A 25,621-nucleotide genomic window follows, 5' to 3' on the forward strand; every position below is an offset into this window, starting at 1 on the left:
GCTAACTTACATTTGGTATTTCTTCCATCATAGCTTTTTTAAAAGTGAGTAATTGGTTGTTGATTAATTTGTATATAAATTGGTTATTAATTGAGGCTGATTATTTAGGGCAGCACCGTTATATGTTTGTCTTCAATTTTAAAATTCACACCCATATATTTTAGCATCCCCATTAATTCGGATGCTTTTACATTGCGCGAAATACGGCCGGTAAATTCTTTTGCCGGTACTTTGCCTGTAAAGCTCACCTGTACATCGTACCAGCGCGCGGCCTGCCTCATAATGGCCTCAATACCTGCGTCCCTGAACTGGAATATTCCTTGCTTCCAGGCAACGGCATCATCGGCATCCGGTTCATAAGTTATTTTTATGGGCCCGTTTTGCTTAAGTAACGCTTGCTGGCCCGGTTTTAAAAGACCAGTAAATTGTTTGTTGCTGATTTTCACAGATCCCTCTAACAACGTTGTCTTCATAGCGTCTTCATCATTATAAGCCATAATGTTAAAATGGGTACCACGCACTTCAACAACGGTATTATTTACCTTTACTTTAAATGGCATCTTTGCATTTTTGGCCACTTCAAAATAAGCCTCGCCTGTAATTTCAACCTCCCTGGTTGCTCCTTTAAATACTGCAGGGAAACTTAACGACGATGCCGAGTTTAACCAAACCTTGCTTCCATCGTTCAATACCAGCTGATACTGGCCGCCGCGCGGGGTAGATACAGTATTCATAGCGGCAGGCACATCTGTGCTTTCATTTTCACCTGCTTCGTACACTAGCTCGCCATCATGTGTTTTTTTGATATGAGCAGTGCCTTCATTAGCAAGCAAACCATTTTTTGCGCTATCCAGCGTTATGGTTTTACCGTTGGCCAGGGTGAGCACAGCCTTGTTGCCACCTGGCAAAACATCATGCGCCGGCACCGCCTTTAGCCTGGCCTGGGCTCGTTTATTTGCTGCAGTTTTATGTTGGTTAATTAATACATAAGCACCAAAGCCAACAAACACCATCATAGCGGCTGCAACACCAACTTTTAACCATAACTGGTTTTTATTTGGCGGCCTTATGGGGTGTATATTATCCGGGTTTGATTTGTTTTGAAGGATGTTGTTGAGCATATCCATACTTTTTGTGGCATCAAAAAGCGGCTCATTTACTTCAAGGCTGTTCCAGGCTTCATGAATAAGTGCAGCAAGCTCCGCATCGTTGGCAGATGAATTGATGATTTCAAACAATTCATCCCGCTCCTGCTGCGTAGCAGTTTGGTGGTAATAACTATTAAACAGGTAGTTAAGCCTTGCATTAAATGCACTCATACAGGTAGATGTTAATTCATATTATAAATTGGTAAATGCCGAGTTTGGGGTTAACTCACATGTAAGACAATAAATGCGATAAAAAAGGGGCTATCGCTTTTGAAAAAAAATAAAAAAACCTTGAATGGGAATATATATATGTGCTCTAATCGTCAATGCATACGATCTGCTCAGGGAATCGCTTTTAGACCAAGGAAAAAACAGGAGGCTCCTATGGAGCCAAAAAAAACGGGATCCGTTAGCTATAAACACGCAACTCCGCTGGAGTTGAAAATAGTTGGTGAATTTATTGACTCCAGAGGAGTCACGTGTTTATAGCAAAGTGCACAAAAAAACCAGGCTCCGTAGGTGCCTTCATTTTAAAAGCGGCATTCCTGACGGCCTGTTGCGATGATCGTAATTATTAATAATATTCATTAAATTTGTTATCATGGCAACAGTAACCATAGATATTTTAAACGACAAAGCGCTAAACCTATTAAAAGATTTGGAGATGCTTAAAATTATCCGTGTCAGAAATAACAAACAGGTTGCCGATACTAATTCTGATGATTTCGTAAGTAAATACAAAGGGGCAATGTCTTCGCAGGCAATAAACGATGTTGATAAGCAATTAAGCGATATGCGCTAAATCCTTTTGATCTTTAACCCCTTCTTTCACCTAAATTCCCCTCTTCTTTTATTTGTTTTTCATTGTTACCCAATAAATTATCGCCAGTAATACAACCGGATACACATCCAAATGGCTGCGTACGTAATCGGTTATAGAGGTGGTGGCTATTTGCAGGTATTTTTTTACCGTTTCGCGGGAGAGTTTAAGCTGATCGGCAATTTCGTTATACTTAAGGCGGTTGTGCCTGCTTAGCAAATACACTTTTTGTTGTTGCGATGGCAGATGGTCTATTGCTTCATCCAATAAGTTGTAATATAAGTTATCCTGCTGATCGTCCATGATCAAACCAAGACTGCTCTCTTCCAGTTTTTTTGCCTGTACCTTTTCTTTCGCCAGCTTTTTGAGGCAATTAAGGGCATGGTTTTTTGATATAACAAACAGGTAAGCCTTAAAATCCTCTACTTGCGCAAGGGTTTCGCGCGCCATCCATATTTTCAAAAAAACATCCTGAACCACTTCTTCAGCCAGTTCCATTGAGTTGGTAATGCGATGAATATGAACGCCTAATTGCTGATGGTGCATAATAAACAAACAGCGAAAAGCATGTTCATCCCCTTCCGCTACTTTTAATAGCAAATCCTTGTCATGATGTTGTGGCGCTGCCCTGGTAAGCAATTCCGGCTCATGGTTATAAGCAATATCCAACATAGGTAAACGTATAGTAGTGGCAAATAATGGTTAATTAAAATGCAATAAAAATCACTTAGGTTAAAACACTACTACAACTACGAAATTGCGAAATAGTTTATACTTTTCCATCAACTAAATGCATTTAGTTGATATTATTTAGCATTCAGGTTTATTTATAGCTGGTTGTCAGTATCATGATGAGTAAGTTTATTTTCGATCCTTTTATCGGGAATAAACCAGATGCCGGCAACTAAAACATACAATCCAAGTGCCCCAACCGCACTAAACCATGATAAACAAATGGCTACGGCATATAAAATAACAGATATTTTACCCTTCCAGTCTTCGCCAAATGCCTGTGCCAACAAAGAGTGCTCGCCGTGATGGCGAACCAGATTTTTTACCAGGATTGAATAAGCTATACCATTCATAAGCAAAACAAAACCGTAACACATTACTGGCCATTTGGCAAAGTGATTTTCGCCCATCCACCCGGTTACAAATGGTATTAACGATAGCCAAAACAGCAAATGCAGGTTGGCCCACAGCGTTTTGCCATTTATTGATTTTACGGCCTGCAGGGTATGGTGATGGTTGTTCCAATAAATACCTACATAAACGAAACTCAATACATAGGTCATAAAAACAGGAATAAGCGGCTTTAACGCCTCAATACTATCGCCGTGGGGCACCTTCATCTCTAACACCATAATGGTGATAATGATGGCAATAACGCCATCGCTGAAAGCCTCTAACCTACCTTTACCTAATGCCATTTTATAATTTATACAGCTAAAAGTAAGTTATTTTTTTGTGCCAAATGCCAGGTAACGCTGCATTGCCTCAATAAAATAGTAATCGGCATAAGTTAAAGGGACATCAATTTCTGTACCGGCAGGGAAATGGCCAACGCTGTGCTGCAAAATAAAACCGCCGTTGGCACCCGCGGCAGCCACATAAGGGGGTGCCGAAAGTGTTTTCAATATGGTTTGTGCAACATCAAAATACTGTTGCCCTTTTTTCGCATCGCTATACCGGCATAATTCAAGCAGGGCCGAGGCCATGACAGAAGCCGCCGATGCATCTTTTAAAGCATTGGGAATGTTGCTGGCATTGTAATCCCAATATGGAATTTTATCTGCCGGCAAATTGGGGTTAGTCAATATAAAATGAGCGATGTTTTGCGCCTGGTCAAGATATTTTTTATCATGAGTTTCGCGGTACATAACGGTATAACCATACAAACCCCATGACTGCCCCCTTGCCCACGCCGATTCATTAGCGAAGCCCTGGGCAGTTTTCTTTTCTTTTACTGCACCTGTTTGGGCATCATAATTTATAACGTGGTACGAGCTAAAATCGGGCCTGAAATGATTTTTCATGGTGGTATTGGCGTGGGTAACCGCTATTTTATAATAACTGGAATCGCCCGTTTCATGAGTTGCCCAAAAAAGCAGCTCCAGATTCATCATATTATCAATGATCACCAAATAATCGCCCGGTTTTGAATCCCATGATTTGATACAACCTACTGTTGGGTTAAACCTTGTAGAGAGGGATTTGGCGCTGTTAATCAATATTTGTTTATACTCCGGCTTTGGCTCAATTTTGTTGGCATTGCCAAAGCTGCAGTACATCATAAAACCCAAATCATGGGTATGGGTATTAAACTGCTCTTTAGCTAATACCCCCATAATGCGGTTAGCCTCGGTAAGCAGCTGTTTATCTTTGGTTTCCTGGTATAAAAACAACAGGCTGCCGGGATAAAAGCCACTGCACCACCAGCCCGAGTTGCTGTTTTCCTGTTTATCCTTATCGGGATGATACGTTTTCGGAAACTCCTCCGGTCCTATCTTTGTTGCTAATAGTTTGTATTGGGCATCTGCGGTAATAAAGTTTTTTTTGAGGGTGTTTGAAAGGTCCTTTTGCGGTTTAAAAGCCGGTTGGGCGTTACTAAAAAGGGCTATCGCGGTTAAGCAAGCAGTACAGGCTAGGGCGGGCAATATTTTGAATTTCATAGATATAATTTGGCTGGCAATAAAGTTGCATATTTTGGTTTGAATTTTAAGAACCAAATTTATCTCGTAAACCTTCCAGCATCAAAACAATTTTAAGTTTATCAAAATATTGCGCTTTGCCCAGCCAAAAATTTTGCTTGCTGTTCTTTCCGCTTTTACTCAAAATATCTACCCTCTGCATAATATAAATACTGCTTCGGCGCTTGCTATACATCTTTAATATCAAATATTGCCCGCCTTTGGTTGAAGCGGCGATTGTATCCATGGATTCGCCAGACTGAGCGGCCAACTTTTGAAGTAATGATTTGATTAACAGTACCGAGTCGGGATTGGGTTGGCTCTTACCGGCATCCAGCTTTGCCAGCATCATTTCGGGATGCGTATCTTTAAGATGTAAAATCCCCCTGGGTCCCCAGTCATAAACACAGGTGTACCAAATAGCGATCGCTATAAAACAGGTCGACCAAATGATAATGACCGGCCTGTTTTTTAGAAACTTATCCCTGTTAAAAACTGGCATTGGTTGCGTAAATAAATATCGGTTTGTCCAATAAATATACCTGAAATTCAAACAAATACCAATTTGTACGGTATAACTATCACTTTAACATAAAACCAGCCGTTAGCCGGTAGTATCGCATTGGCCTGGTATTTATCGGCTTCATAATACCTTAGTTACGAAGAGAGTTTTTAGCCTCTTCAGGACGTCAATTCAACCTTCTGATTAAAATCCTCATAGCTGAGTTTCCCTTTTCGCAGCTGGCTTATGTATTTAAAAACGCTTAGCTTATCCAGCTCCTGCTTATAACGTTCGCGCTCATGATCTGTCGCCAGGTTGCCCTGTAGTTTTAAGCGGATAGATGTGCGGGAAATATCCTCCTCCAGTTTATCTATCGGGCAACTACGAAGATCATCAAAATTACTGCGAGGGAAAAGGATACGGTCCATTGGTTTTTTTCTTCCCTAAATTTAAAGGCCGGGCATCAACATCAATTTAACTGTATGTTATTTAATTGTTATTGATAAGGGGCAATAAAACACCTTTTAAACAACCGCCACCCGTATTTACTTTTTCACCTCATATGTATTATTTCCCCTGTTTACATCGGGATAGAGCTTATCCGGATCGATGGTTACTTTAGTTACCGCCGCTTTTTTGTTGCCTGTAAATGTGTAGATGCCGGTATATTCCCATACCTCTACCGGGAATTCGCGGTGCTCTGTCGAGCCATCGGCGTAAGTTAGTTCAACCACCAACGGCATGGCGGCTTTTTCCAGGTTTTCAATGGTGATCTGCGCCCTGTCACTTGCCAGGTTTTCTACTTTGGTTACCCCTTGGTCAAGGCGGTAATTTTCTAAAAACATCGATTTCCAAAACCAGCTAAGGTCCTCGCCTACCGAACTATCCATACTCCTGAAAAAATCCCAGGGTGTAGGGTGCCTGTAAGCCCAATCGGCAATATACTTGCGGAAACCTTTATCAAACCTTTCGGGGCCAACTACCTGGTTACGCAGTAGGGTTAGCACATAGGCTACCTTTTGGTATTGGACCGGGAAAACCATATCGCCGGGTATCGCATCAGGCCGGGTAATGATGGGCACTACCCGTTCCGAAAAAAGCGTATCAAGCGGGCTGTATATTTCGGCATAGCCCCTGAACTCGCCTTTATTAAAATCTTTCACAGCCAGGTTATCAATAAAGGTATTAAAACCTTCATCCATCCAGGCGTACTTTCGCTCGTTGCCGCCCACTACCATCGGGAACCAGGTATGGCCCAATTCGTGGTTTACCACCATAAAATACGCGTTACCGGTATCCCTGGCCGAACAAAATACCATCCCCGGGTACTCCATACCATCCAGGTTGGATGCCACATTTACCGCCTTATTGTATGGGTAAGTAAACCACTTTTCCGAAAAATGCTGCAACGTGAATTTGATATATTCTGATGACCGTTTCCAGCTATCTTTTTTGTCGGATTCAACCGGGTACAGCGAACTTCCCAGCACTTTTTTACCCCCAGCTACCGGGAAGCTGAAGGCTTCCCAAATAAACGCCTTCGAGGCCGTCCAGGCAAAATCGCGGGTATTATCCATCCTGTATTTCCAGGTACTTGTAGCTTTTACAGGCCGCGACGAAGCTTCCGTAACTTCTTTAGCCGAACGGATAAATACTGGCGCCTCGCTTTGTTTAGTTGCCTGCCAGCGCTTGAGCTGTACAGGGGTTAATACCTCTTCAGGGTTCAGCAGATCGCCCGAGCCCTCTACAATATAGCCCGCGGGCACGGTAATGTTCACGTTAAAATTACCGTATTCCAGGTAAAATTCGCCGTTACCCAGGTAAGGCAAGGTATTCCAGCCTTCCACATCATCCAATACGCACATCCTCGGGTACCATTGGGCAACCGCGTAAATGTTGCCGTTTTTGGTCGGCAGGATATCGGTACGGTTAACCAGGAAATCGGCATTTTTATAGTTTTGAGGAAAATTGTAACGGTACTGAACGCTAAAGGTTACTTTTTGCCCGCTTTTTAAGGGCTGGGGCAATGTCAACTCCATCCGGGTATCGTAAATACTATATTTAATGTCGCCTTTAATCACTCCTTCCTTCAGCTTTACTGCCTGTATATCGTATCCCCCATCGGCGGTTTCTTCTTCCGGGTTTTTATAAAGGAACAATTTTGATTTTATGCCCCTTGAATCTTTTTTAAAAACATTTTGCTCCAATTGCAGCCATAATGACGATAGCGCTTTAGGGCTGTTATTGGTATAAGTTATGGTAGCCGTTCCGCTAACCACGTTCTTCTGATCATCCAGGGCTACATCTATCACATAATCGGCCTGGTTTTGCCAATATGCAGGTCCGGGTTCACCGGTGGCGGTACGGTATTCATTACCGGGGGGCAACAGCGGCAAGGCGGGAAATAATGCCGATGGCTGATATCGCGATTGCGCGAAGGATTGGCAAACCGCTAAAACGATTAACATAAATGGGATGAAAAACTTAACTAAGCATTTATTTAGGGAAGCGGTTTTATCATTTTGCATATGTTGCAATATAATAATTAATGGAATTTCAGGACAGAAAGTTGTTTTGATTTTTGTTGCCAATTTACCGATGTTCCTTAAAGGCTCATTTATAATCCCCATTCAAAATCGAAATCGCTTCCAAATTAACCTCATCTTCAATTTCGTCCCATGATGGAAATTTCGCGATCCGTTCAATTTCATTCAACAAAAGGGGATCTGTTGTACTTCTTGCAAGATATCCCAATACCCACAATTTCCACATTCCATCGTTTGTTTTTAAGATCTTAATTATTTCAGGAACTATCCTATTTGCAAAGGGTTTAAGAATATCGGCAACAGGCCTGGCAATTGGCCAATTCGCATCTTGAAGCCATTCTAACAACTCGGGAATAATAGGCTCTAACTGTTCAAACGAAAGCTTTTTAAGGCCTGCAATTACTTTTTGATCGTCTTTATGTTTTGGAATAAGTTTTTTAATATCCATATCTCTTATCAATAATTTTACTCCCCCAACCCAAAACAAACATACTCATCGCCCGATTTACTGTCAATCTTACCTCCCCCGCATGCTATTACTAAATATTGCTTACCATTTATAGCATAAGTAGCCGGAGTTGCGTAGCCTGCGGCAGGCAGTTTGGCTTCCCAAAGCACTTTACCTGTCTTTTTGTCAAATGCACGGATTTTTTCGTCCTTAGTGGCTGCTATAAATACAAGGCCGCCTTTGGTTACCAGCGGGCCACCATATAATTCTGTACCGGTAACCGGGATGCCTTTCTTAGTCAACTCGGGATATTCGCCTACCGGCACTTTCCATAAAAGTTTACCGGTGGTAAGGTCAACAGCGTTGAGCGTACCCCATGGCGGTTTAATTCCCGGGTAGCCGTCCTTATCCAAAAAGCGGTTATAGCCGGTCATCGTGTACGGTGTCTCGTCCACCATTTTCTTTTCGGTTTTCGTGCTGGCTGCCCGGTTTGTGGTTGGTTCTTTAGCTAATATTTTTGCCGCTTTGGCATCAGGTAACTTAAGCAGGAAAGCCAGTAATGCTTTTTTATCCTGCGATGTTATTTGTTTAAAGGATGGCATCATATTACGGCCGTTGGCAATAATCTGGCTTAGTTGTTCCTCTTTGTACTTAGCGCCAATATTTACCAGCGATGGGTACGATGTGCCGTTTCCTTTTAACTGCGGCCCATGGCAGGCAATGCAGTTTTTATTGTAAATCACCTGTCCCGCTCCTTTCAGGGAGTTATCGTTGGCCACTTTAGGCACGTTTATCATTACTTGCGCCCAGGGCAATTCGGAGCTACTGATGTACATAATATTGGTTTGTATATCAACCGCGGCACCTCCCCATTCACCGCCGCCATCAAAACCAGGAAATATCCAGCCGCCTTGTTTACTCGGTGGCGTAAACATAATGCGGTTTTTAACCTGGTTATATTTGTCCAGCATTTCTTTGTGGGCCTCGGGTGTGCGGTCGGTAATATCTTCGGGGTTAAACATTTGCCGGGCAAAAGGCTGCGGCAAAGCCGGGATGGGTTGTGTTGGCCAGGGCACCTCCCCCGGCAAGCCTTTGGTTGGCACGGGGGTTTCTACTATCGGAAAAATAGGCTTGCCATTTGTCCTGTCGAACATAAAAATATAGCCATGCTTGGTGATCTGGGCTACCGCGTCAATCTTTTTACCATCGTGTGTAATAGTCACCAAATTGGGATTGGCGGGCAGGTCCCTGTCCCACAGATCATGATGTACCACCTGGAAATGCCATTTTAGCTTACCGGTGCCTGCGTCAAGGGCGAGCAATGAATTACCGAAAAGATTTTGCCCTTTGCGAAAACCACCATAAAAATCGCCGCCTATAGACCCGGTTGGCACATAAACTATGCCCCGCTTTTCGTCCAGCGCCATTCCGGCCCAACTGTTGGCCCCGCCAAACTTTTTCCATGCCGCGGTATCCTGCCATGTTTCATATCCTTTTTCGCCCGGATATGGTATGGTATGAAAAATCCATTTCAGTTTCCCTCTCCGCACATCGTAAGCCCTCACATGCCCTGGCGCAGCATCTGCCGATTCGGATACACGCGTGCCAACTATCAGCAAATCTTTATAAATTACCCCAGGCGTTGTGCCGGCCACAAATGATTTGGTATCCCTGTCCAGATTCTTCGTCAGGTCCAGGTAACCATTTTTACCAAAGGTCATAATGGGGCCGCCGGTTTCGGCGTCGATGGCAAAAGTTTTAGCGCCAACGCTATAAAACAACCGTTTTTCGCCGCCGCTCTTGTTTTGCCAGTAAATCACGCCCCTGCTCACTTTGTAGTAAGCCATTGGGTCGCCGTTGTTGGTAGTATCGGCTTTTGCCGGGTCAAAAAGCCATTTTTGTTCGCCGGTTGCCGCGTCCAATGCAAACAGCTTCAGCTTGGGGCTGGTGCCGTATAAAATACCATCAATCATAATGGGGTTACATTGGTTTTGGCTGCGGTTGGCCGAGTCTTTATCGTTGGTACTATAAGTCCAAACCACTTTCAGTTTGCTTACATTGACTAAATTAATTTCGTCGTTTGATGAATAACGGTTCCCTTCTTTTGATCCCGCGTAGGTGCCCCAGCCACTGTCTGGCGGCCCAGGTTTTGAGACATGCCGGGGCTTTGGATTTTTACACGACACATGAATGCCGGTTGCAAATAAAAGGGCTATTAAAAATCGGGACTTCATTGTTATAACGGGTTAATGGTATTATTATAATGGGCATGCTGAGCCGTAAAATTGGGGGAAATAACGAAGGGGAATAACAACGATTTAATCCCCAATGTCATGCCGTCCGTTAGCTAACGGACGGGACGACTTCCGTTTTTCAACTTGTCATAGGTAGGTACGAAAGATCTCTCAGCTATGCATAGCCGATAGAAAAGTTCGTGAATAGATGCTTCGTTCCTCAGCATGACAGTCTTTTATTTGGTTAGCACTCCTCCTTCACGATTTCGCAAAATTTTACCACTCGGGATGACTTCTTTTTTTAATAAAAATCTTCAATTTACTTCCCTGCCATCCTATTCCAAAAATCGGCCTGCATTTTAGCCGCATCAATGGTTTTGTAAACCGATATCTCACGTGCGTCGTTCTCTGGCGGCACGGGTGCGCTTATCTTTTCGGTTTTGGCGGGATCAAGATAGGCCATTACCAGGGCAAGGTCCCACATAATCCAGGTTTGGCCGGCTTCTACAAAATCCCAGCGGCTATATAACAATTGCCCTAATTTACCCTTATCTTTTAAATTATCGCGGCATACAGTGCGGTCGAATTTTAGGGCAATGGCGGTATTAATGGGCATAATTGTCAAATCCAAACCTTTGCAGTTTAGCAACAGGTCGAAGGCATTCAGGTCATTACGCACATTAAATTCGCTTTTGTCCCAAACTTTGCGGTCGCTAAAATAGCGGGCAGCCAGCAGGTAAACTCTTATATGTGGAATAATGGTGGTATCGGCCTGTATAGCCGAGGCCAGGTTTGATGCCGCACCTATGCACAAAACATCCAGCTTTTCGCCTGCTTTAAGCTGATGTACGGTAGCTATGATACCCTTTTCGGCTGCCGAAAGCACCAGTTCTTTACCGCCCCAGGCATGGCCAATAGTGCCGCGGCCTCCCAGCGGGTGTGGTATTTCTGTGCGGCCCATAAGTTTTAACATCTCCTCGTTTAAATCCTGGCTTAGCTGTACTGTATTGATGTTTTTGGTAGGGTAATAATGCCATTTTTCGCCAACAAGCATATCGGCATTATTAAAATGGGCCGAACTTAGACCAACTACATTTACGCCTGCATCTTTAAGCAGGTAAGTAATGGCATACAAATCGTCCATCTCATTGGCAGTATCAGAATCAAGCCAAACTATTCGTTTTTGAGCATAGCAGCAGCCTGCTAATAATATCGCAGCGAGGCAAACAGGGACAACTTTTTTTAACATAGCGGTTTACTTTTGGAGCAACTGGTCGGGGCCGACCTCATTGCTCAGCAATTTACCAAAAAGTTCCCATTGCTTCGCAGGATTTTTGGCAGTGCCGCCATTTCTTTCAATATAATTCTTTACCAAATCCTGCCCGTAATTATAGTTAATTACATAACTGCGATTCTTTTTGATAAAGCTGATTGATTTTGCCGCCGTTTCATCGTTCATCAAACAATATTTGGTAAGGTAATTGGTCGCTTTATCTCTCGACATGGTGTTGTTTACCAGCCCCCTTGCAGCCTCGTTGCGGGCATAATTCAACCCGCCACGTATGGCAAGTGCTTTAAAATACAGATCGATGCCGGCGGTGTCCAGCCCCGCCAGCGGCAGTAACACGTTCTTGGCAAATTTCACCTTATCGTCTCCCGGGAAAGCTACTTCAATGCCATAATTGGCGCTTCCCTCGGCAATTAAACTTTGCGGGCTAAACAACGGGTAAAGCGAAATCTCAACCCAGCCCTTATCATGATACAGGTGTTTTTCCAGCAGCATATTATAAACATGGTGCCCGGGATAACTTTCGTGGCTGCCCACATCAATGGCACGGTCAATAAAAATTTTCAGGTCGGTATTAATTTGCACCGTACTTTTATAATTGCCTTTGTACCAATTATAGCCGCTCCATGGTTTGTCGGTCACATATTCCAGCGTAAATGCCTCACCGGCGGGTAAGCCGTAATGCGCCAATGTACGTTTGCGGGCTTCGGCAATTGCGGCCTTTATAACCGGATCTAATTTATCCTTTGGAATAATGAATTTATTGGCCAGTTTTTGAAAACGCTCGCTTACGCGGCCTTTGCCCGGCAAAATACTATCAAGCAAAGCTATCTGCGCTTTAAAATGATCCTCGTCATAAACGGGGGCCGATACGCCGAAAAGTTCTTTCGATTCTTCGTCAAAGGGGCGCTCTTCGCCCGAGTAAATCCTGATGCGCCGGCCAAATGCCACCAATTGATTGATCATCCAATCTGCCCGCATTTTATTACTGTCAACTTGCGCGTTGGTCGAAATTATTTTCAACTCGTTCATCAAAATATTGGTATTGGCCAGCAAACTATCCTTAGGAAACTCTTTTGCAGGCGGCAATTTTGGCTTCAACGAGTCGGGGCCGTAATAGGCATCCACAAAATCAGTATCGTACTGTCCAATGTTAAGGCCCAGCCTAACGTATTCAGTAGCAATGGTGTTAAGTTTCTTATTCTCGTCCAGCTGTGCCGGTCCATGTCCGCATGATAACATAAAAAACAGGGGTAAATAGAGCAGTATTTTCTTCATAGCAAAGTATCCGGTTCGATGTAAATGTGGAACAAGATAATAATTACATTGTTTACGGAAGGAATGTTTGTCTGAATCAGTATTTACAGGATTTTTAAATTAGCAGAATGAAGATAATATATTTCGGCAGCCTATACATTGTCGCCTGCCTTTTCAAAAAGTCTTGACTCTTGATTCTTGACTCTTGACTCTCTTTTTAGCGTTGCCTTCGGCCCGGTCTGTTGGCTAACGGATCATACTGCACAGACCTTAAGCGCGAGGCCGGTATCCGCTTTTGTCCCTAACGCAATTTTCTGAACTCGGATTAAGCAGATTTATCAGATTTTTTGGATTTTTAACTATCAATTATTCCTCCGCCTGCAAATCAAAATCAAAAAAATCTGCTAAATCCGATGAATCCCGGTTCAGACAGCCCCCCGTCCAAAATCAAAATATTTGTCCGATACCGGACACTTTTTCAAAATAAAAATTTCATAAATCACTAATAATAAACACTTTAACATTGGTATACCTATTGCAAAACCTTATACAAATTATATCACAATGGATAAGGAAATTACGCTCGAGGTAACATCGCAAAAAAGAAAAAAAGGCGCGGTGATCGCAGTGATCAGTATCGCGGTATTAGTACTGCTGATTGTTGCTCTTCGGGGATTTATAAAATCATCGGTAAAAAAAGCAGAGATTACTACCGCCACCGTAGAAGTTGGCAATATAGAAAATACCCTTAACGCTACCGGCGAGGTTTTGCCCGAGTTTGAGGAGATCATCACCAGCCCGATAAATGCATCAATCAAAAGTGCGCTGATGGATGCAGGTAATAAAATTACTCCGGGCCAGTCTATATTAACTTTAGATAAATCGGCCACCCAAACAGAATTTGATAAGCTAAACTTTACCCTCGAATCAAAACGAAACGAGATTGCTAAACTAAAACTTGACCTTGCTAAAAGCTTTTACGATATCCAATCAAACAACGACATTAAGCAACTGCGCATCAGCAGCCTGGCCGATGCCGTTGAAAATGCCAAACGCCTGTTTAAAGCGGGCGGCGGCACCCGCGAAGGAATTGAACAGGCCGAACTTAATTTGAAAGTTGCCCAGCTTGAAAAAAAGCAGCTGGAAAACGAGATTAAAAATAAGCAGCAAACCATGCAGATAGAAATTAAAGAAGCCCAGATTGCTGCCGCCATACAGGAGAACGATTTGAAGGCCCTGCAACGCAAGCTTGCACTGGCCAATGTGGTGGCTACCCGCACCGGCGTTATTACCTACGTAAACAAAAACATAGGCGCCAACGTGCACGAGGGCGAAACCCTTGCCCGTATTGCCAACCTGGGCAGTTTTAAGATATCGGGCAGTATATCAGATAATTCGATGGACCAACTGCACAGCGGGATTCCGGTAATTATCCGTATTAACGATACGCAACTGCGCGGGCATGTTACCAATGTTTCGCCATCGATACAAAACAGCATTATATCCTTCGATATCCAGCTGGATGACCGTGCGAACAAACAACTTCGCCCCAATATGAAGGTAGATGTGTTTTTGGTAACGGCCACCCACAGCAAAATACTGCGGGTAGCCAACGGCCCGGCATTTAAAGGCCCTACCGTACAGGACATTTTTGTAATTAACAACGGCAAAGCCGAACGGCGCACCGTTCACATTGGCCTCACCAATTTCGACTATGTGGAAATTGAAGATGGGGTTAAACCCGGGGATGTTGTGATTACATCGGATATGACAGAGTTTAAAAACTCGAAGGAAGTAACGATAACGAATTAATGACAAATATGTCATTGCGAGGAACGAAGCAATCGCGAACTGGACAAGTCCGCCATGCAAAGTCCGCGGTTGCCACGCTACGCTCGCAATGACATGACGTATTTGGAATAGCCCGGATACGGCAGCAGATCAAAATATAAGTACACACCAAATGAAATTCTTATACACCATATTATTACTAACCATTGTTTCACGGGCATTTGCCGCGGGCAGTAGCGATACGCTTCGGCTTACCCTGCAGCAGGTGGTTGAGATGGCTAAGGCCAACTCCATAGCCGCCAAGCAGGCTGCTACGGTGCGCGAAACAAAATACTGGGAATACCGCACCTATAAATCAAATTACCAGCCGCAGCTATCACTCAGCGGCATTTTACCGGGATATACCAAAACGTTTACCCAGGTACAACAACCCGACGGCACCATACAGTTTCAGCCTATACATAATGATAACTCGTCGCTGGCGCTTAATTTTAGCCAGAGCATTACTGCCACCGGCGGAACGATTTACGGAACCACGCAATTGCAGCGTTTTGATGATTTCGACAGGCATAACGTGCTTTACAATGGCATCCCCTATGGCATCGGGTATACCCAGCCCCTATTTCAGTTTAATAGTTTAAAGTGGGATAAACGCATTGAGCCTTTAAAATATAACGAGAGTAAGCAGGCCTACATTGAAGCACAGGAAAAAATAGCCATAGATGTAGAAGGTTTCTTTTTCGATTTGCTGCTGGCCCAGGTTAACCTTAAAATTGCCGAAACCAATTACGCTAATACCCAAAAAATCATGAGCATTGCCAATACTAAATTTGAATTGGGCAAGGTTTCAAAAAACGAAATACTGCAATTGCAACTGGAACAGATAAACGCAAAAAAAGCTGTAGGCACCGCGAAACGCGACATGGAAATTGCCACCCTTAACCTGCGCAGCTATACCGGTCAGGAAGGCGAAGAGAAAATTGTACTGGTAGTACCCGAGCAGATTAGCCAGATGCAGGTATCGGCAGACAAAGTTTTGGCCGAGGCATTCTCCAACCGATCGGATGCCATTGCGTTTTTGCGCCGCGTGGCCGAGGCCAAGCGGGATGTGGCAAAAGCAAAAGGCCAGAATGGTTTAACCGCTACATTGAATGCCAATTTGGGTTACTCAAATACATCAAGCAGTATACCGGGGGTTTATAAAAACCCGCAAAACCAGCAGGTGTTGCAGGTACAGTTAGCAGTGCCGATTTTGGATTGGGGCCGCTCTAAATCGCGCACCAAAACAGCCCTGGCCAACCAGCAGTTTACCGAATATGCCGTTGAACAAGACAAGCAAACTTTTAAACAACAGATTATAACCCAGGTATCGCTTTTTAATGTAATGAAAGAACAGCTGGTATACACTGCGGAAGCCGACAGTATAGCTTCTGAAAAGTACCAGATAGCCCGCGAACGCTACGTTTTAGGCGACCTGAGCATCACCGACCTTGGCATAGCCTTCCGCGAAAACGACCAGGCCAAACGCGACTATGTAGCCTCGCTCCGCGATTTCTGGGGCGCCTACTACCAGTTACGCTACCTATCGTTATATGATTTTGAAACCAACAGAAAAATCAACTACCAGTAGAGAAAGTCAAAAGTAAAAATTCAAAAAACTCGTCGCTTCAATAATTAAAAAATACAAATTCAATAATTCAGTCATTCAATAATTCAATAATTAACCAACCACGCACTATTCACCATTCACAACTCACCAATATGATCCGTTTACAAAACATCGAAAAAGTGTACCGCACCGACACTATAGAAACCCTGGCCCTTAACAGCATCAGCCTTGACGTGGCCAAAGGCGAATTTTTATCCATCATGGGGCCGTCGGGCTGCGGCAAAAGCACGCTGCTTAATATTATGGGCCTGCTGGATGCGCCATCAAAAGGAAACATAAAAATTGCCGATAAATCGACAGAAAAGCTGAATGATAAGCAACTGGCCCAATTCAGGAACAAAACCCTGGGCTTTATTTTTCAAAGCTATCACCTGATTAACGATTTGCAGGTGCTTGATAACGTAGAGCTTCCCCTGCTGTACCGCGATACCACCGCAAAAGAACGCCGCGCATTGGCCACAGAAGCACTGGAAAAAGTGGGCCTTGCCAACCGCATCAAACACTTCCCAACCCAGCTATCGGGCGGGCAGCGCCAGCGCGTAGCCATAGCCAGGGCCATTGTAGGCCGGCCGGATATTATTTTGGCCGATGAGCCAACCGGCAACCTGGATAGCGCCATGGGCAACGAAATTATGGACATCCTCATTAATCTTAACCGCAACGAAGGCACCACCATTGTAATGGTTACACATGATGAAAATATGGCCCACAAAACGCACCGTTTGGTACGCCTGTTTGATGGTTCGCAAGTTCAATAATTAACCGCTTAAACAATCAGTCATGCTTAAAAATTATTTTAAAATAGCCATAGCGGTGTTGAGGCGAAGGAAGTTCTTCACCTTTATCAGTTTGTTTGGTATCAGCTTTACCCTTACCATACTACTTGTACTTACCGCCTTTATAGATAAAATTGCCGGCGACAGCTATCCCGACAGGAAACGCGATCGTTCTTTGTACATTTCAAGAATGCAGGAGATAAATAAAACCGGCGGGCAAAGCTCGGGGCCCTTATCTTACTATTTTTTAAGCCACTATGCTGGTAGTTTAAAAACGCCTGTTAAGGTGGGCATTTCCTCTATATTCAGCGGCACAAATACCTATGTTAACAATAAAAAGATTGCCGTAAACTATAAATACACCAATGATGCCTACTGGGATATTATGGAATACGACTTTATTGAAGGCAAGGCTTTTAACAAGCAACAGGTTGATAATGCCGATAAAGTAGCTGTAATATCAGAGGATATGAAACAGCAATACTTCGGCGATATACCCTCGGTTGTAGGCAAGTACATCGAGGCCGATAACGTGAAATATAAAGTAACCGGCGTAGTAAAAAATGTACCGATAACCAGCTACATGACCTATGGCGACATCTACCTACCCTATACTGTATCAAAAACAGATTACCGTAAGGATAAAGGATACAGGGGAGGTTTTTTTGGTGTATTGCTTGCAAATTCAAAAGCAGATTTGCCGCGTATGCACGATGAATATCAAAGTATGGTTGCCCGGTTACCAATGGAAAGCAAGGAGTTTGATAAAATATTCAGCCATGCCGATCCTTACATTGTAAGCTATGTTGATACCGGCAACGAAAAATCGTCGGGGGTTATGATCGTATTAACAACCATTGGCATATTTGCCTTGCTGGTAATGATGCTGCCAACGCTTAACCTGGTAAATATCAATATTACCCGCATTATGGAACGCTCGTCAGAAATTGGCGTGCGCAAGGCCTTCGGGGCATCGTCCGGCACCTTGGTTTACCAGTTTATTGTCGAAAACATCATACTCACGCTGTTGGGCGGGCTTATTGGTGTGGTATTGTCTTTTATCGCCATCCAGGGGCTTAACAGTATGAACCTTATTCCAAACCTTGTACTATCCCTCAATTTTACCGTACTGGGAATAGGATTACTCATCTGTTTTTTCTTTGGCTTACTATCGGGTGTTTACCCGGCCTGGCGTATGTCAAAACTAAACGTAGTAACAGCCCTGAAAGCTTCATAACAATTATTCATCCTTTAAATTAAGATATTATGTTTAAGCATTTATTTAAACTCATCTGGAATAAAAAGAAACAAAACTTTTTATTGATGTCCGAGATGCTATTCTCGTTCCTGGTGCTATTTGCCGTATTTACATTGTTGGTGTATTACTACAATAACTATAAAAAACCAATAGGCATGGATTATAAAAATGTGTGGGTAGTGAGTTACAACAATGCCCTGCAAACAAAAAATACCGATTCATTAAACACCTATTACCAAACCCTGAGCCAAACCATAAAAGCAATGCCCGAGGTACGCGAAATAAGTTTTTGCAGCGATAACGTCCCGTTCTCGGCAAACACCTGGACAGGATGGGCCGGCCATAATAAACATGGTTACAGTAATGTAAATATGTATAACGCCGACGATGCCTACCTCAAAACCTTAGACGCGCAGTTGGTGGAAGGCCGGTGGTTTAACAAAACAGATATGGCAACCAAAACGCCTTCAGTTGTAATTAATAACACCCTGCGCGAGAAACTATTTGGCAAAGGCGAGGCGATAGGTAAATTGATAGAGGAAAGTGAAGAAGGCAAAGATAAAAAAAGAGTTATCGGTGTAATACAGGCCATCAAGGCAAAAGGCGACTACGCAGTTGCGGGCGACGCTTTATACCACAGAACGGATACCGGCAGCTTTAGGTCACTTGGAAAGATCCTGGTAAAAGTTACGCCTAACGCCAGCGCTGCATTCGAAGCCCGATTATATAAAACCTTAGCCAATTACATGAAAGATTCGAACGTGGAAATTGAGCACCTGGTAAACAAACGTAAGGATATCAACTACTTTACACTGGTACCAATGATAGTTTTGACCATTGTAGGCTGTTTTTTAGTAATCAACGTAGCGCTTGGCTTATTCGGAGTCCTTTGGTATAACATTAATAAGCGACGTGGCGAGATTGGCTTGCGCAGGGCTGTGGGCGCCACCGGTAGCTCGGTATCTAACCAGCTCATTATGGAGTCAATGATACTGGCTACCTTCTCGCTTATCGTCGGGTCATTTTTCGCCGTGCAGTTCCCGCTGCTCAACGTGTTTGATCTTTCGGCCGGTATTTACCTGGTAGCTATCCTGTTTTCAATCATATTTATTTACGTGCTGGTATTCTTATGTTCGCTATATCCGGGCAGGCAAGCGGCCGCCATTTATCCCGCCGTTGCTTTACACGAAGAATAACATATGAGCCTCAAAAAAATAACTCAAAACTCAACACTCAATACTTTTAACTAATTACGATATTGACCTGCAATTATGATACTGGTTATTGATGATGATATTGCCGTACGCACCTCGCTTTTGTTATTACTCAAAAGTGAAGGCTACGACGCTGTGAGCGCCGAAGAGCCTGCCGAGGCTATAAAGATTATAAAAAAAGCAAGCCCGGAGCTAATCATTCTCGACCTTAATTTTTCGATAGATACGTCGGGCCGGGAAGGTATGAACCTGCTGGAGAAAATCAAGCAACTTAACAGCGCCATCCCGGTAATATTAATTACCGGCTGGGGTAGCATTGAACTGGCTGTACAAGGCATGAAGCTGGGCGCCAATGATTTTATCAACAAGCCCTGGAATAATGAACACCTTTTACAAACGGTTAAAACCCTGTTAGATTTAAGGGATAAAAAAACAGAACATCATACCCGTAAACAGTTAGATAAAACCTATAATTTTCAAAACATTATAGGGCAGGACCCCAAAATGCTGGATATACTGGAAACCATCGGCCGCGTTGCAACCACCGATGCATCCATCCTGATCATGGGCGAAAGTGGTACCGGCAAGGAGCTGATAGCCGAGGCTATCCACCAAAACAGTCTGCGCCGCAATAAGCCGTTTATTAAGGTTAACCTTGGGGGGATATCTACGTCGTTATTTGAAAGCGAAATGTTCGGGCACATCCGCGGGGCCTTTACCGACGCGCGTTTTGACCGCACGGGCCGCTTTGAAATGGCGCACAAGGGAACCATATTCTTAGATGAAATTGGCGACCTGGATGCCAGCAGCCAGGTAAAACTATTGCGCGTACTACAGGACAGAACTTACGAAATGCTGGGCAGCAGCCGTACCAAAACATTAGATACGCGGGTAGTTTGCGCCACCAATAAAAACCTGAATGAAATGGTATCGCGCGGTACTTTCCGTGAGGATTTGTTATACCGCATTAACCTGATCACTGTGTACCTGCCCGCCCTGCGCGAACGGCCAAAGGATATACCATTACTGGTTGATTATTTTATCAATAACTTAAAGGAGATATATAACCGGCCCAAATTATCGGTATCGCCTGTTGCCATGAAATGGCTGCAACAACTACCTTTACCAGGCAACATAAGGCAATTGAAAAACCTTGTAGAGCGATCAATACTGGTGAGTAAAAAGGATGAGTTAGATATCCAGGATTTCCAATCGCAATTGGAGCTATCGCCGGTAAAAAAAGGAAACATGCAATTACCCGGCGTAGGTACCCTAACTTTGGAAGAGGTGGAGGTTGAGATGATAAAACGCGCCATGGACCACCATAAAAACAAAATAAGCCGGGCAGCGGCGGCCCTTGGGCTCACGCGGAGCGCCCTTTACCGCCGGCTTGATAAATACCAGATACCATACGATGAAGCTGAGGACTAAATACGTTTTATTTGTTGTAACACTGCACCTGGTAACACTGGTGCTCACCTATTTTATTTTTCAGCAAAACAAGGTTTTTTTTATTGCTTCGGAGGTATTTGTGCTTATCTCGGTGGTCGTGTCTGTCCAGCTTTACCGGCAGCTCATCAACCCTTTAAAACTATTAATGCAGGGCCTGGATGCCATAAAAGACAAGGATTTTAACGTGAAATTTTTATCAACCGGCAGGCACGAGGTTGATACATTAATTGATGTTTATAACCACATGATGGATGAGTTAAGAACAGAACGGACAAGGCAGGAACAGCAACATTTCTTTTTAGAAAAACTGATCTATACCTCACCTACCGGTATTATTATATTGGATTTTGACGACCGCATTCAGCAGATAAACCCAAAAGCCCAACAGTTGTTGGGTATAGCCGACGATAAACTGCAGGGCAATTCCATTCATGACCTGCAACATCCTTTGTTTGAGCAAATGAAACTGCTCAAGTCTGGCGAGACAGCTGTTGTAAAACTGGATGGCCTCAATTCTTTTAAACTCCAGAAATCGCACTTTGTTGACAGGGGATTTTCGCGTCATTTTATTATGATCGAGGATTTAACTGCCGAGATTCTTGCAGCCGAGAAGAAGGTTTACGGCAAAGTCATTCGGATGATGGCACATGAAGTGAACAACACAATAGGGCCTGTAAATTCCATCATGCAATCGGCCATGAAAACCGACCAGCTTTGGGCCGGGCACCAGTTTGATATGCTGAAGGATGCCCTACAGATAGCCATGGACCGTAACCAAAACCTAAACCTGTTTATGCGCAACTTTGCCGACCTGGTGAAACTCCCGCCTGCCAATAAACAGCCTGTTTTACTTCAAAAACTAATACAATCGGTAGCCACACTTATGCGCGCAAAGGCCAAAGGAAAGGGAGTGGAATTTGAATTTAACCTGCCGGATGAGGTCGTAAACATTATGGCCGATGAGCAACAATTGGAACAGGCACTGATAAACATTGTAAAAAATGCCATTGAAGCCATTGAAGATGAAGGCCTGGTAAAGTTTGCCTTTATAGCTAACGAAAGAAAGCTTACTATCACCGATACTGGCAAAGGCATTAGCACCCAGCAAAGCGCCAACCTGTTCAGCCCATTTTTCAGCACCAAAAAGGACGGGCAAGGTATAGGGCTTACTTTAACACGCGAGATACTCCTGAACCATGGTTTTGAATTTAGTTTAAAAACCGTAGCCGCGGGGCAAACCGAATTTGCTATTTGGTTTTAGCACTCATAAGATTGGCTTTAGTCGTTTTAGCAACAACAATTTGCAACATTTCATTTTAAATCACTAAATGCTTTTAGTAATGTTGTATATCCAATTCAGAACATCACTATGCAAAGACGACATTTCCTGAAACTGACGGCCACAACCGGCGCCGCTGTACTGTTTAGCCGCCTAACTTATGCCACATCAGCCCAAACAACAACTATGAATGCACCTGACGAGGTTTGGGCGCAATCCGGTGAAGAATGGTTTAAGTTGAAAGCCATGGACGGCACAAAATTCACCTATAAAGATATCCAGGTTGATTTTAAAACCAGTGGCAATGCTAAAGCTATCTACCTACGGTCGCCAACGCAACAATTGAACGCGGTAAGATTGCGCTGGAAACATAATACGCCGCCATCCGCAAAATACCTTGGCGATCATTGGGAACGGTCCTATGGTGATTTAAAATGGAAATCTGGCTTCGACGGAAGTAAAAGCCCCTGGTATATATTAATAAACGACGAAAAGCAAACGGCCTGCTTCGGGGTAAAAACGGGTGCCAGCAGTATTTGCTGGTGGGGATTGGACCAGAACTACCTTGACCTTAACCTGGATACACACTCGGGCGGCAATGGGGTTTTGCTGGGCAACCGCACCTTACATGCAGCAGATATTGTAACCACACACAGCAAGCCGGACGAAAACGCTTTTTATACCGATCATCGCTTTTGCGGTATTATGTGCGAAAAACCACGACTACCCAAACAGCCAATTTATGGCATTAACGATTGGTATTTTGCTTACGGTAACAACAATTTCGACCTGATAAAACAAACCACCGCCATGATGAGCGAGTTGGTTACCGATACCAATAACAAACCATTTTCGGTAATTGACGCGGGCTGGGCAACATACTCACCACTATTGCCAGGAGATGGCGGCTGGAACGATGATTTTAGCAAGCCGAACGATAAGTTTAAGGATATGCACCTTTTAGGCGATGAAATCAAAAAACTGGGGATGCGTCCCGGCTTATGGATGCGCCCGCTATGCGCCCGTCATGATGAGAAGGCGAGCCTGCTGGCGCCAAAAATCCCCGGCAGGGACGACCCTAAAAACCCAACCCTTGACCCAACTATACCCGAAAACCGGGAACGTATTAAACGAAATTTTACCTTTTATAAGCAATGGGGCTACGAAATGGTTAAACATGATTTTACTACTTATGATATCACCGGCCGCTGGGGATTTGATATGAAGGACAGCATCACGACGCCCAACTGGAATTATAACGACCGGAGTAAAACCACAGCCGAAATCATTCTTGACCTGTACCGTGATATCCGCGAAGCAGCCGGCGATGGTATTTATGTAATAGGCTGTAATACCATGAGCCATTTAAGCGCGGGTATTTTTGAAATGTGCCGCATAGGCGATGATACCAGCGGCAACGAATGGGAACGCACACGCAAAATGGGCGTAAATACGCTGGCTTTCCGCTTGCCGCAGCACAATAAATTTTATGCTGTAGATGGCGATTGTGTAGGTATCACTACTAAAATAGCATGGAGTAGAAATAAACAGTGGCTGGAATTATTGGCAGAAAGCGGTGCCCCCCTATTTATATCCGGGCAGCCCGAGGCCATGGGTGCCGAACAAAAGATTGCTGTAAAAAATGCATTTGCCAGTGCAGCCAAGGTGTTGCCCTTAGGTGAACCTTTGGATTGGATGGAAACGATGCTGCCACAAAAATGGAAACTTAACGGAAAAGTAGTTGACTTTAACTGGGCCTAAAAAATAAGCCTGAAGGCATCCCGATCCTCTCTTAACAATCCGATGTAGGTATACCGCGGCAGTTAAGGGAGGATTTTTATCTACAACAGGCGTTTTATTTTCCCCAAAAGATCATCAATCTCAAAGGGTTTGGCCAAAAAGTCATCGGCGCCGGCTTCGTAAGCAGAGCGCTCAATATCGCGGCTTGCCGAAATCATGATAATTGGGATTGATTTGGTATCGAAGCGCTGCTTAAGTTCACGGCAAATATCGCGGCCATCAGAGCCCGACATCCAGATATCAAGCAAAAGCAAGTCCGGAAGTTCCGTTTTCATATCCAAAACCGTCGCGCCATTAATGGTCGACGAAACTTTGTATCCTTCAAAATCCAAGATGATCTCCACCGCATCCACAATCCCCGGATCATCGTCCGCTATCATGATTTTTTTTAAATTTCCCACTTGTGTAATTCAACAGCAAAAATCGAGCCTGCGTTAGTAGTTTTAGGAATATTATGCGTTTAAAACCAACTAATGTTTACACAAGCCTACATACGGAGAAATGGTACAATCCGGGGCTGCCTTCAGCTATCAATATAACGGCCGCAATAACTTCGCTTATCGGCGTATTTTATAACAATACTTAAACAATCCGTAGCACCAGGTGCAAAAGCATGCACCTGTCCTATTTGCTAAATACCGGTAAAGCGCTGCTTAATAATCAGAATATTCGGTTGGGAAAAGAAAGAAAATATCAGCTTTCGAAACATTGTGCTGGTATTCGGCCTTTGCCGAAAGGGTTTTCCAATAGGCATCGTTGCTAAACGCCTCCCAGTGTTTTTCTCTTTCTTCCTTACTGTTAAAGGTTGTCATGTACATCAGGTTGGGCATGTGCGATCCTGATACCACCTCTGAGTAAAAAACCGCGTTAAAGCCAAGGCGTTTAAACAGGCCTATCTCGTCGCCGTCATTAAACATCCTTACTTTGTTGTAGTTATATTTTTCGGTTGGGCTTTCGTAGCTCCTGAGCTCATAAACTCTGTCTATTTTATTACCGGTAAGCTGGGGCACGGCAGGTGCAGGCATGCCCGGAAAAGCATGCAATATCATAATTTCGATGCGTGTATAAGGGGCATCTTTGTAATCGGCGTTCATGTATTCTTCCCCATCGGTAAAATATTGGGTATCACCCTGCAACTTTTTATCAATACCGGTAAGTTTATCTAAGCTCGTAAAAGGCGTGTAAACATAAATACGCATATCGACTGTATCCTGCTTTATCGGTTTAAATACGCCAACATTGGGTATGCCCGCCCTATGTAGCGCGGGCAGATATGCGTCTTTTAAATAATGTTCAATCTTGGCCTCCTGGTCAAGCGTTTTATAATGATAAACTTTAAGCTCGTAATAATACCTTTTGGGTGAGGCGGATAAGCTGAAAGCGAGAAGCAAAAAGCTAAAAGCCAAGGTTAAAGTACGGGCAAGCTGTGTTTTCATGGGTGCTTAAAAT

22 protein-coding genes are annotated in these 25,621 nt (G+C 43.8%); 9 read left to right on the top strand and 13 right to left on the bottom strand.

Annotated features, from left to right (window positions below):
• Window positions 1-104: 104 nt before the first annotated feature.
• Complete coding sequence (locus AC1DXF_RS04655; protein WP_477446613.1) at window positions 105-1,319, bottom strand: FecR family protein; 1,215 nt, start codon at window positions 1,317-1,319, stop codon at window positions 105-107.
• Window positions 1,320-1,749: 430 nt separating this feature from the next.
• On the opposite strand from AC1DXF_RS04655, the gene AC1DXF_RS04660 reads away from it, so the two are divergent.
• A complete protein-coding gene (locus tag AC1DXF_RS04660; RefSeq protein ID WP_477446615.1) occupies window positions 1,750-1,950 on the top strand; it encodes a hypothetical protein in 201 nt (66 codons plus the stop codon).
• A gap of 48 nt (window positions 1,951-1,998) precedes the next feature.
• Here AC1DXF_RS04660 and AC1DXF_RS04665 read toward each other — a convergent pair whose 3' ends face one another.
• The 10 genes from AC1DXF_RS04665 to AC1DXF_RS04710 all read right to left on the bottom strand — a co-directional run bounded on the left by AC1DXF_RS04665 (window position 1,999) and on the right by AC1DXF_RS04710 (window position 12,954).
• A complete protein-coding gene (locus AC1DXF_RS04665) occupies window positions 1,999-2,640 on the bottom strand; it encodes a sigma-70 family RNA polymerase sigma factor (RefSeq protein WP_477446617.1) in 642 nt (213 codons plus the stop codon).
• Between the two features lie 155 nt (window positions 2,641-2,795).
• Window positions 2,796-3,398 (bottom strand): TMEM175 family protein, encoded by a 603-nt coding sequence (locus AC1DXF_RS04670; protein WP_477446619.1) that lies wholly within the window; start codon window positions 3,396-3,398, stop codon window positions 2,796-2,798.
• 27 nt (window positions 3,399-3,425) lie between these two features.
• The gene (locus AC1DXF_RS04675; protein ID WP_477446621.1) at window positions 3,426-4,640 is read right to left on the bottom strand and encodes a glycoside hydrolase family 88 protein; all 1,215 of its coding nucleotides are present in this window, start codon (window positions 4,638-4,640) and stop codon (window positions 3,426-3,428) included.
• 46 nt (window positions 4,641-4,686) lie between these two features.
• Complete coding sequence (locus tag AC1DXF_RS04680) at window positions 4,687-5,160, bottom strand: hypothetical protein (protein ID WP_477446623.1); 474 nt, start codon at window positions 5,158-5,160, stop codon at window positions 4,687-4,689.
• Window positions 5,161-5,339: 179 nt separating this feature from the next.
• Window positions 5,340-5,588, bottom strand: coding sequence for a hypothetical protein (locus tag AC1DXF_RS04685; RefSeq protein ID WP_477446625.1), 249 nt, complete (start codon window positions 5,586-5,588; stop codon window positions 5,340-5,342).
• A 117-nt stretch (window positions 5,589-5,705) separates the two neighbouring features.
• Complete coding sequence (locus AC1DXF_RS04690) at window positions 5,706-7,628, bottom strand: M1 family metallopeptidase (RefSeq protein ID WP_477446627.1); 1,923 nt, start codon at window positions 7,626-7,628, stop codon at window positions 5,706-5,708.
• A 145-nt stretch (window positions 7,629-7,773) separates the two neighbouring features.
• Window positions 7,774-8,154, bottom strand: a complete 381-nt coding sequence (locus AC1DXF_RS04695) for a DUF5071 domain-containing protein (RefSeq protein ID WP_477446628.1) — start codon at window positions 8,152-8,154, stop codon at window positions 7,774-7,776.
• A gap of 17 nt (window positions 8,155-8,171) precedes the next feature.
• On the bottom strand, window positions 8,172-10,388 hold the full coding sequence (locus AC1DXF_RS04700; RefSeq protein WP_477446630.1) for an outer membrane protein assembly factor BamB family protein: 2,217 nt from the start codon (window positions 10,386-10,388) through the stop codon (window positions 8,172-8,174).
• 319 nt (window positions 10,389-10,707) lie between these two features.
• On the bottom strand, window positions 10,708-11,637 hold the full coding sequence (locus AC1DXF_RS04705) for a nucleoside hydrolase (RefSeq protein ID WP_477446632.1): 930 nt from the start codon (window positions 11,635-11,637) through the stop codon (window positions 10,708-10,710).
• Window positions 11,638-11,643: 6 nt separating this feature from the next.
• Window positions 11,644-12,954: a hypothetical protein gene (locus tag AC1DXF_RS04710; protein WP_477446634.1), complete on the bottom strand. Its 1,311-nt coding sequence runs from the start codon at window positions 12,952-12,954 to the stop codon at window positions 11,644-11,646.
• A 543-nt stretch (window positions 12,955-13,497) separates the two neighbouring features.
• Here AC1DXF_RS04710 and AC1DXF_RS04715 point away from each other — a divergent pair.
• From AC1DXF_RS04715 to AC1DXF_RS04750, 8 genes are all read left to right on the top strand, one after another.
• Window positions 13,498-14,745 (top strand): efflux RND transporter periplasmic adaptor subunit, encoded by a 1,248-nt coding sequence (locus tag AC1DXF_RS04715; protein WP_477446636.1) that lies wholly within the window; start codon window positions 13,498-13,500, stop codon window positions 14,743-14,745.
• Between the two features lie 151 nt (window positions 14,746-14,896).
• Entirely contained in the window at window positions 14,897-16,354 is a 1,458-nt protein-coding gene (locus AC1DXF_RS04720) for a TolC family protein (RefSeq protein WP_477359612.1), read from the top strand.
• 131 nt (window positions 16,355-16,485) lie between these two features.
• Complete coding sequence (locus AC1DXF_RS04725; RefSeq protein WP_477446638.1) at window positions 16,486-17,151, top strand: ABC transporter ATP-binding protein; 666 nt, start codon at window positions 16,486-16,488, stop codon at window positions 17,149-17,151.
• 22 nt (window positions 17,152-17,173) lie between these two features.
• A complete protein-coding gene (locus tag AC1DXF_RS04730; protein ID WP_477446640.1) occupies window positions 17,174-18,406 on the top strand; it encodes an ABC transporter permease in 1,233 nt (410 codons plus the stop codon).
• 29 nt (window positions 18,407-18,435) lie between these two features.
• Window positions 18,436-19,623 carry an ABC transporter permease gene (locus tag AC1DXF_RS04735; RefSeq protein ID WP_477446642.1) on the top strand — a complete coding sequence of 396 codons (1,188 nt, stop codon included), beginning with the start codon at window positions 18,436-18,438 and terminating at the stop codon, window positions 19,621-19,623.
• Window positions 19,624-19,698: 75 nt separating this feature from the next.
• The gene (locus AC1DXF_RS04740) at window positions 19,699-21,072 is read left to right on the top strand and encodes a sigma-54-dependent transcriptional regulator (protein ID WP_477446644.1); all 1,374 of its coding nucleotides are present in this window, start codon (window positions 19,699-19,701) and stop codon (window positions 21,070-21,072) included.
• Window positions 21,056-22,354, top strand: a complete 1,299-nt coding sequence (locus AC1DXF_RS04745; protein WP_477446646.1) for a sensor histidine kinase — start codon at window positions 21,056-21,058, stop codon at window positions 22,352-22,354. Before AC1DXF_RS04740 ends, AC1DXF_RS04745 begins: the two co-directional genes overlap by 17 nt.
• A 108-nt stretch (window positions 22,355-22,462) precedes the next feature.
• A complete protein-coding gene (locus tag AC1DXF_RS04750) occupies window positions 22,463-24,133 on the top strand; it encodes an alpha-amylase family protein (RefSeq protein WP_477446648.1) in 1,671 nt (556 codons plus the stop codon).
• An 80-nt stretch (window positions 24,134-24,213) separates the two neighbouring features.
• Here the strand turns inward: AC1DXF_RS04750 and AC1DXF_RS04755 are convergent, their stop codons facing one another.
• Together AC1DXF_RS04755 and AC1DXF_RS04760 are read right to left on the bottom strand one after the other, a co-directional pair.
• Complete coding sequence (locus AC1DXF_RS04755; protein ID WP_477446650.1) at window positions 24,214-24,552, bottom strand: response regulator; 339 nt, start codon at window positions 24,550-24,552, stop codon at window positions 24,214-24,216.
• A 273-nt stretch (window positions 24,553-24,825) separates the two neighbouring features.
• The gene (locus AC1DXF_RS04760) at window positions 24,826-25,608 is read right to left on the bottom strand and encodes an NIPSNAP family protein (protein ID WP_477446652.1); all 783 of its coding nucleotides are present in this window, start codon (window positions 25,606-25,608) and stop codon (window positions 24,826-24,828) included.
• Window positions 25,609-25,621: the final 13 nt, after the last annotated feature.

It is taken from the genome of Mucilaginibacter sp. P2_A5 (assembly GCF_056404995.1).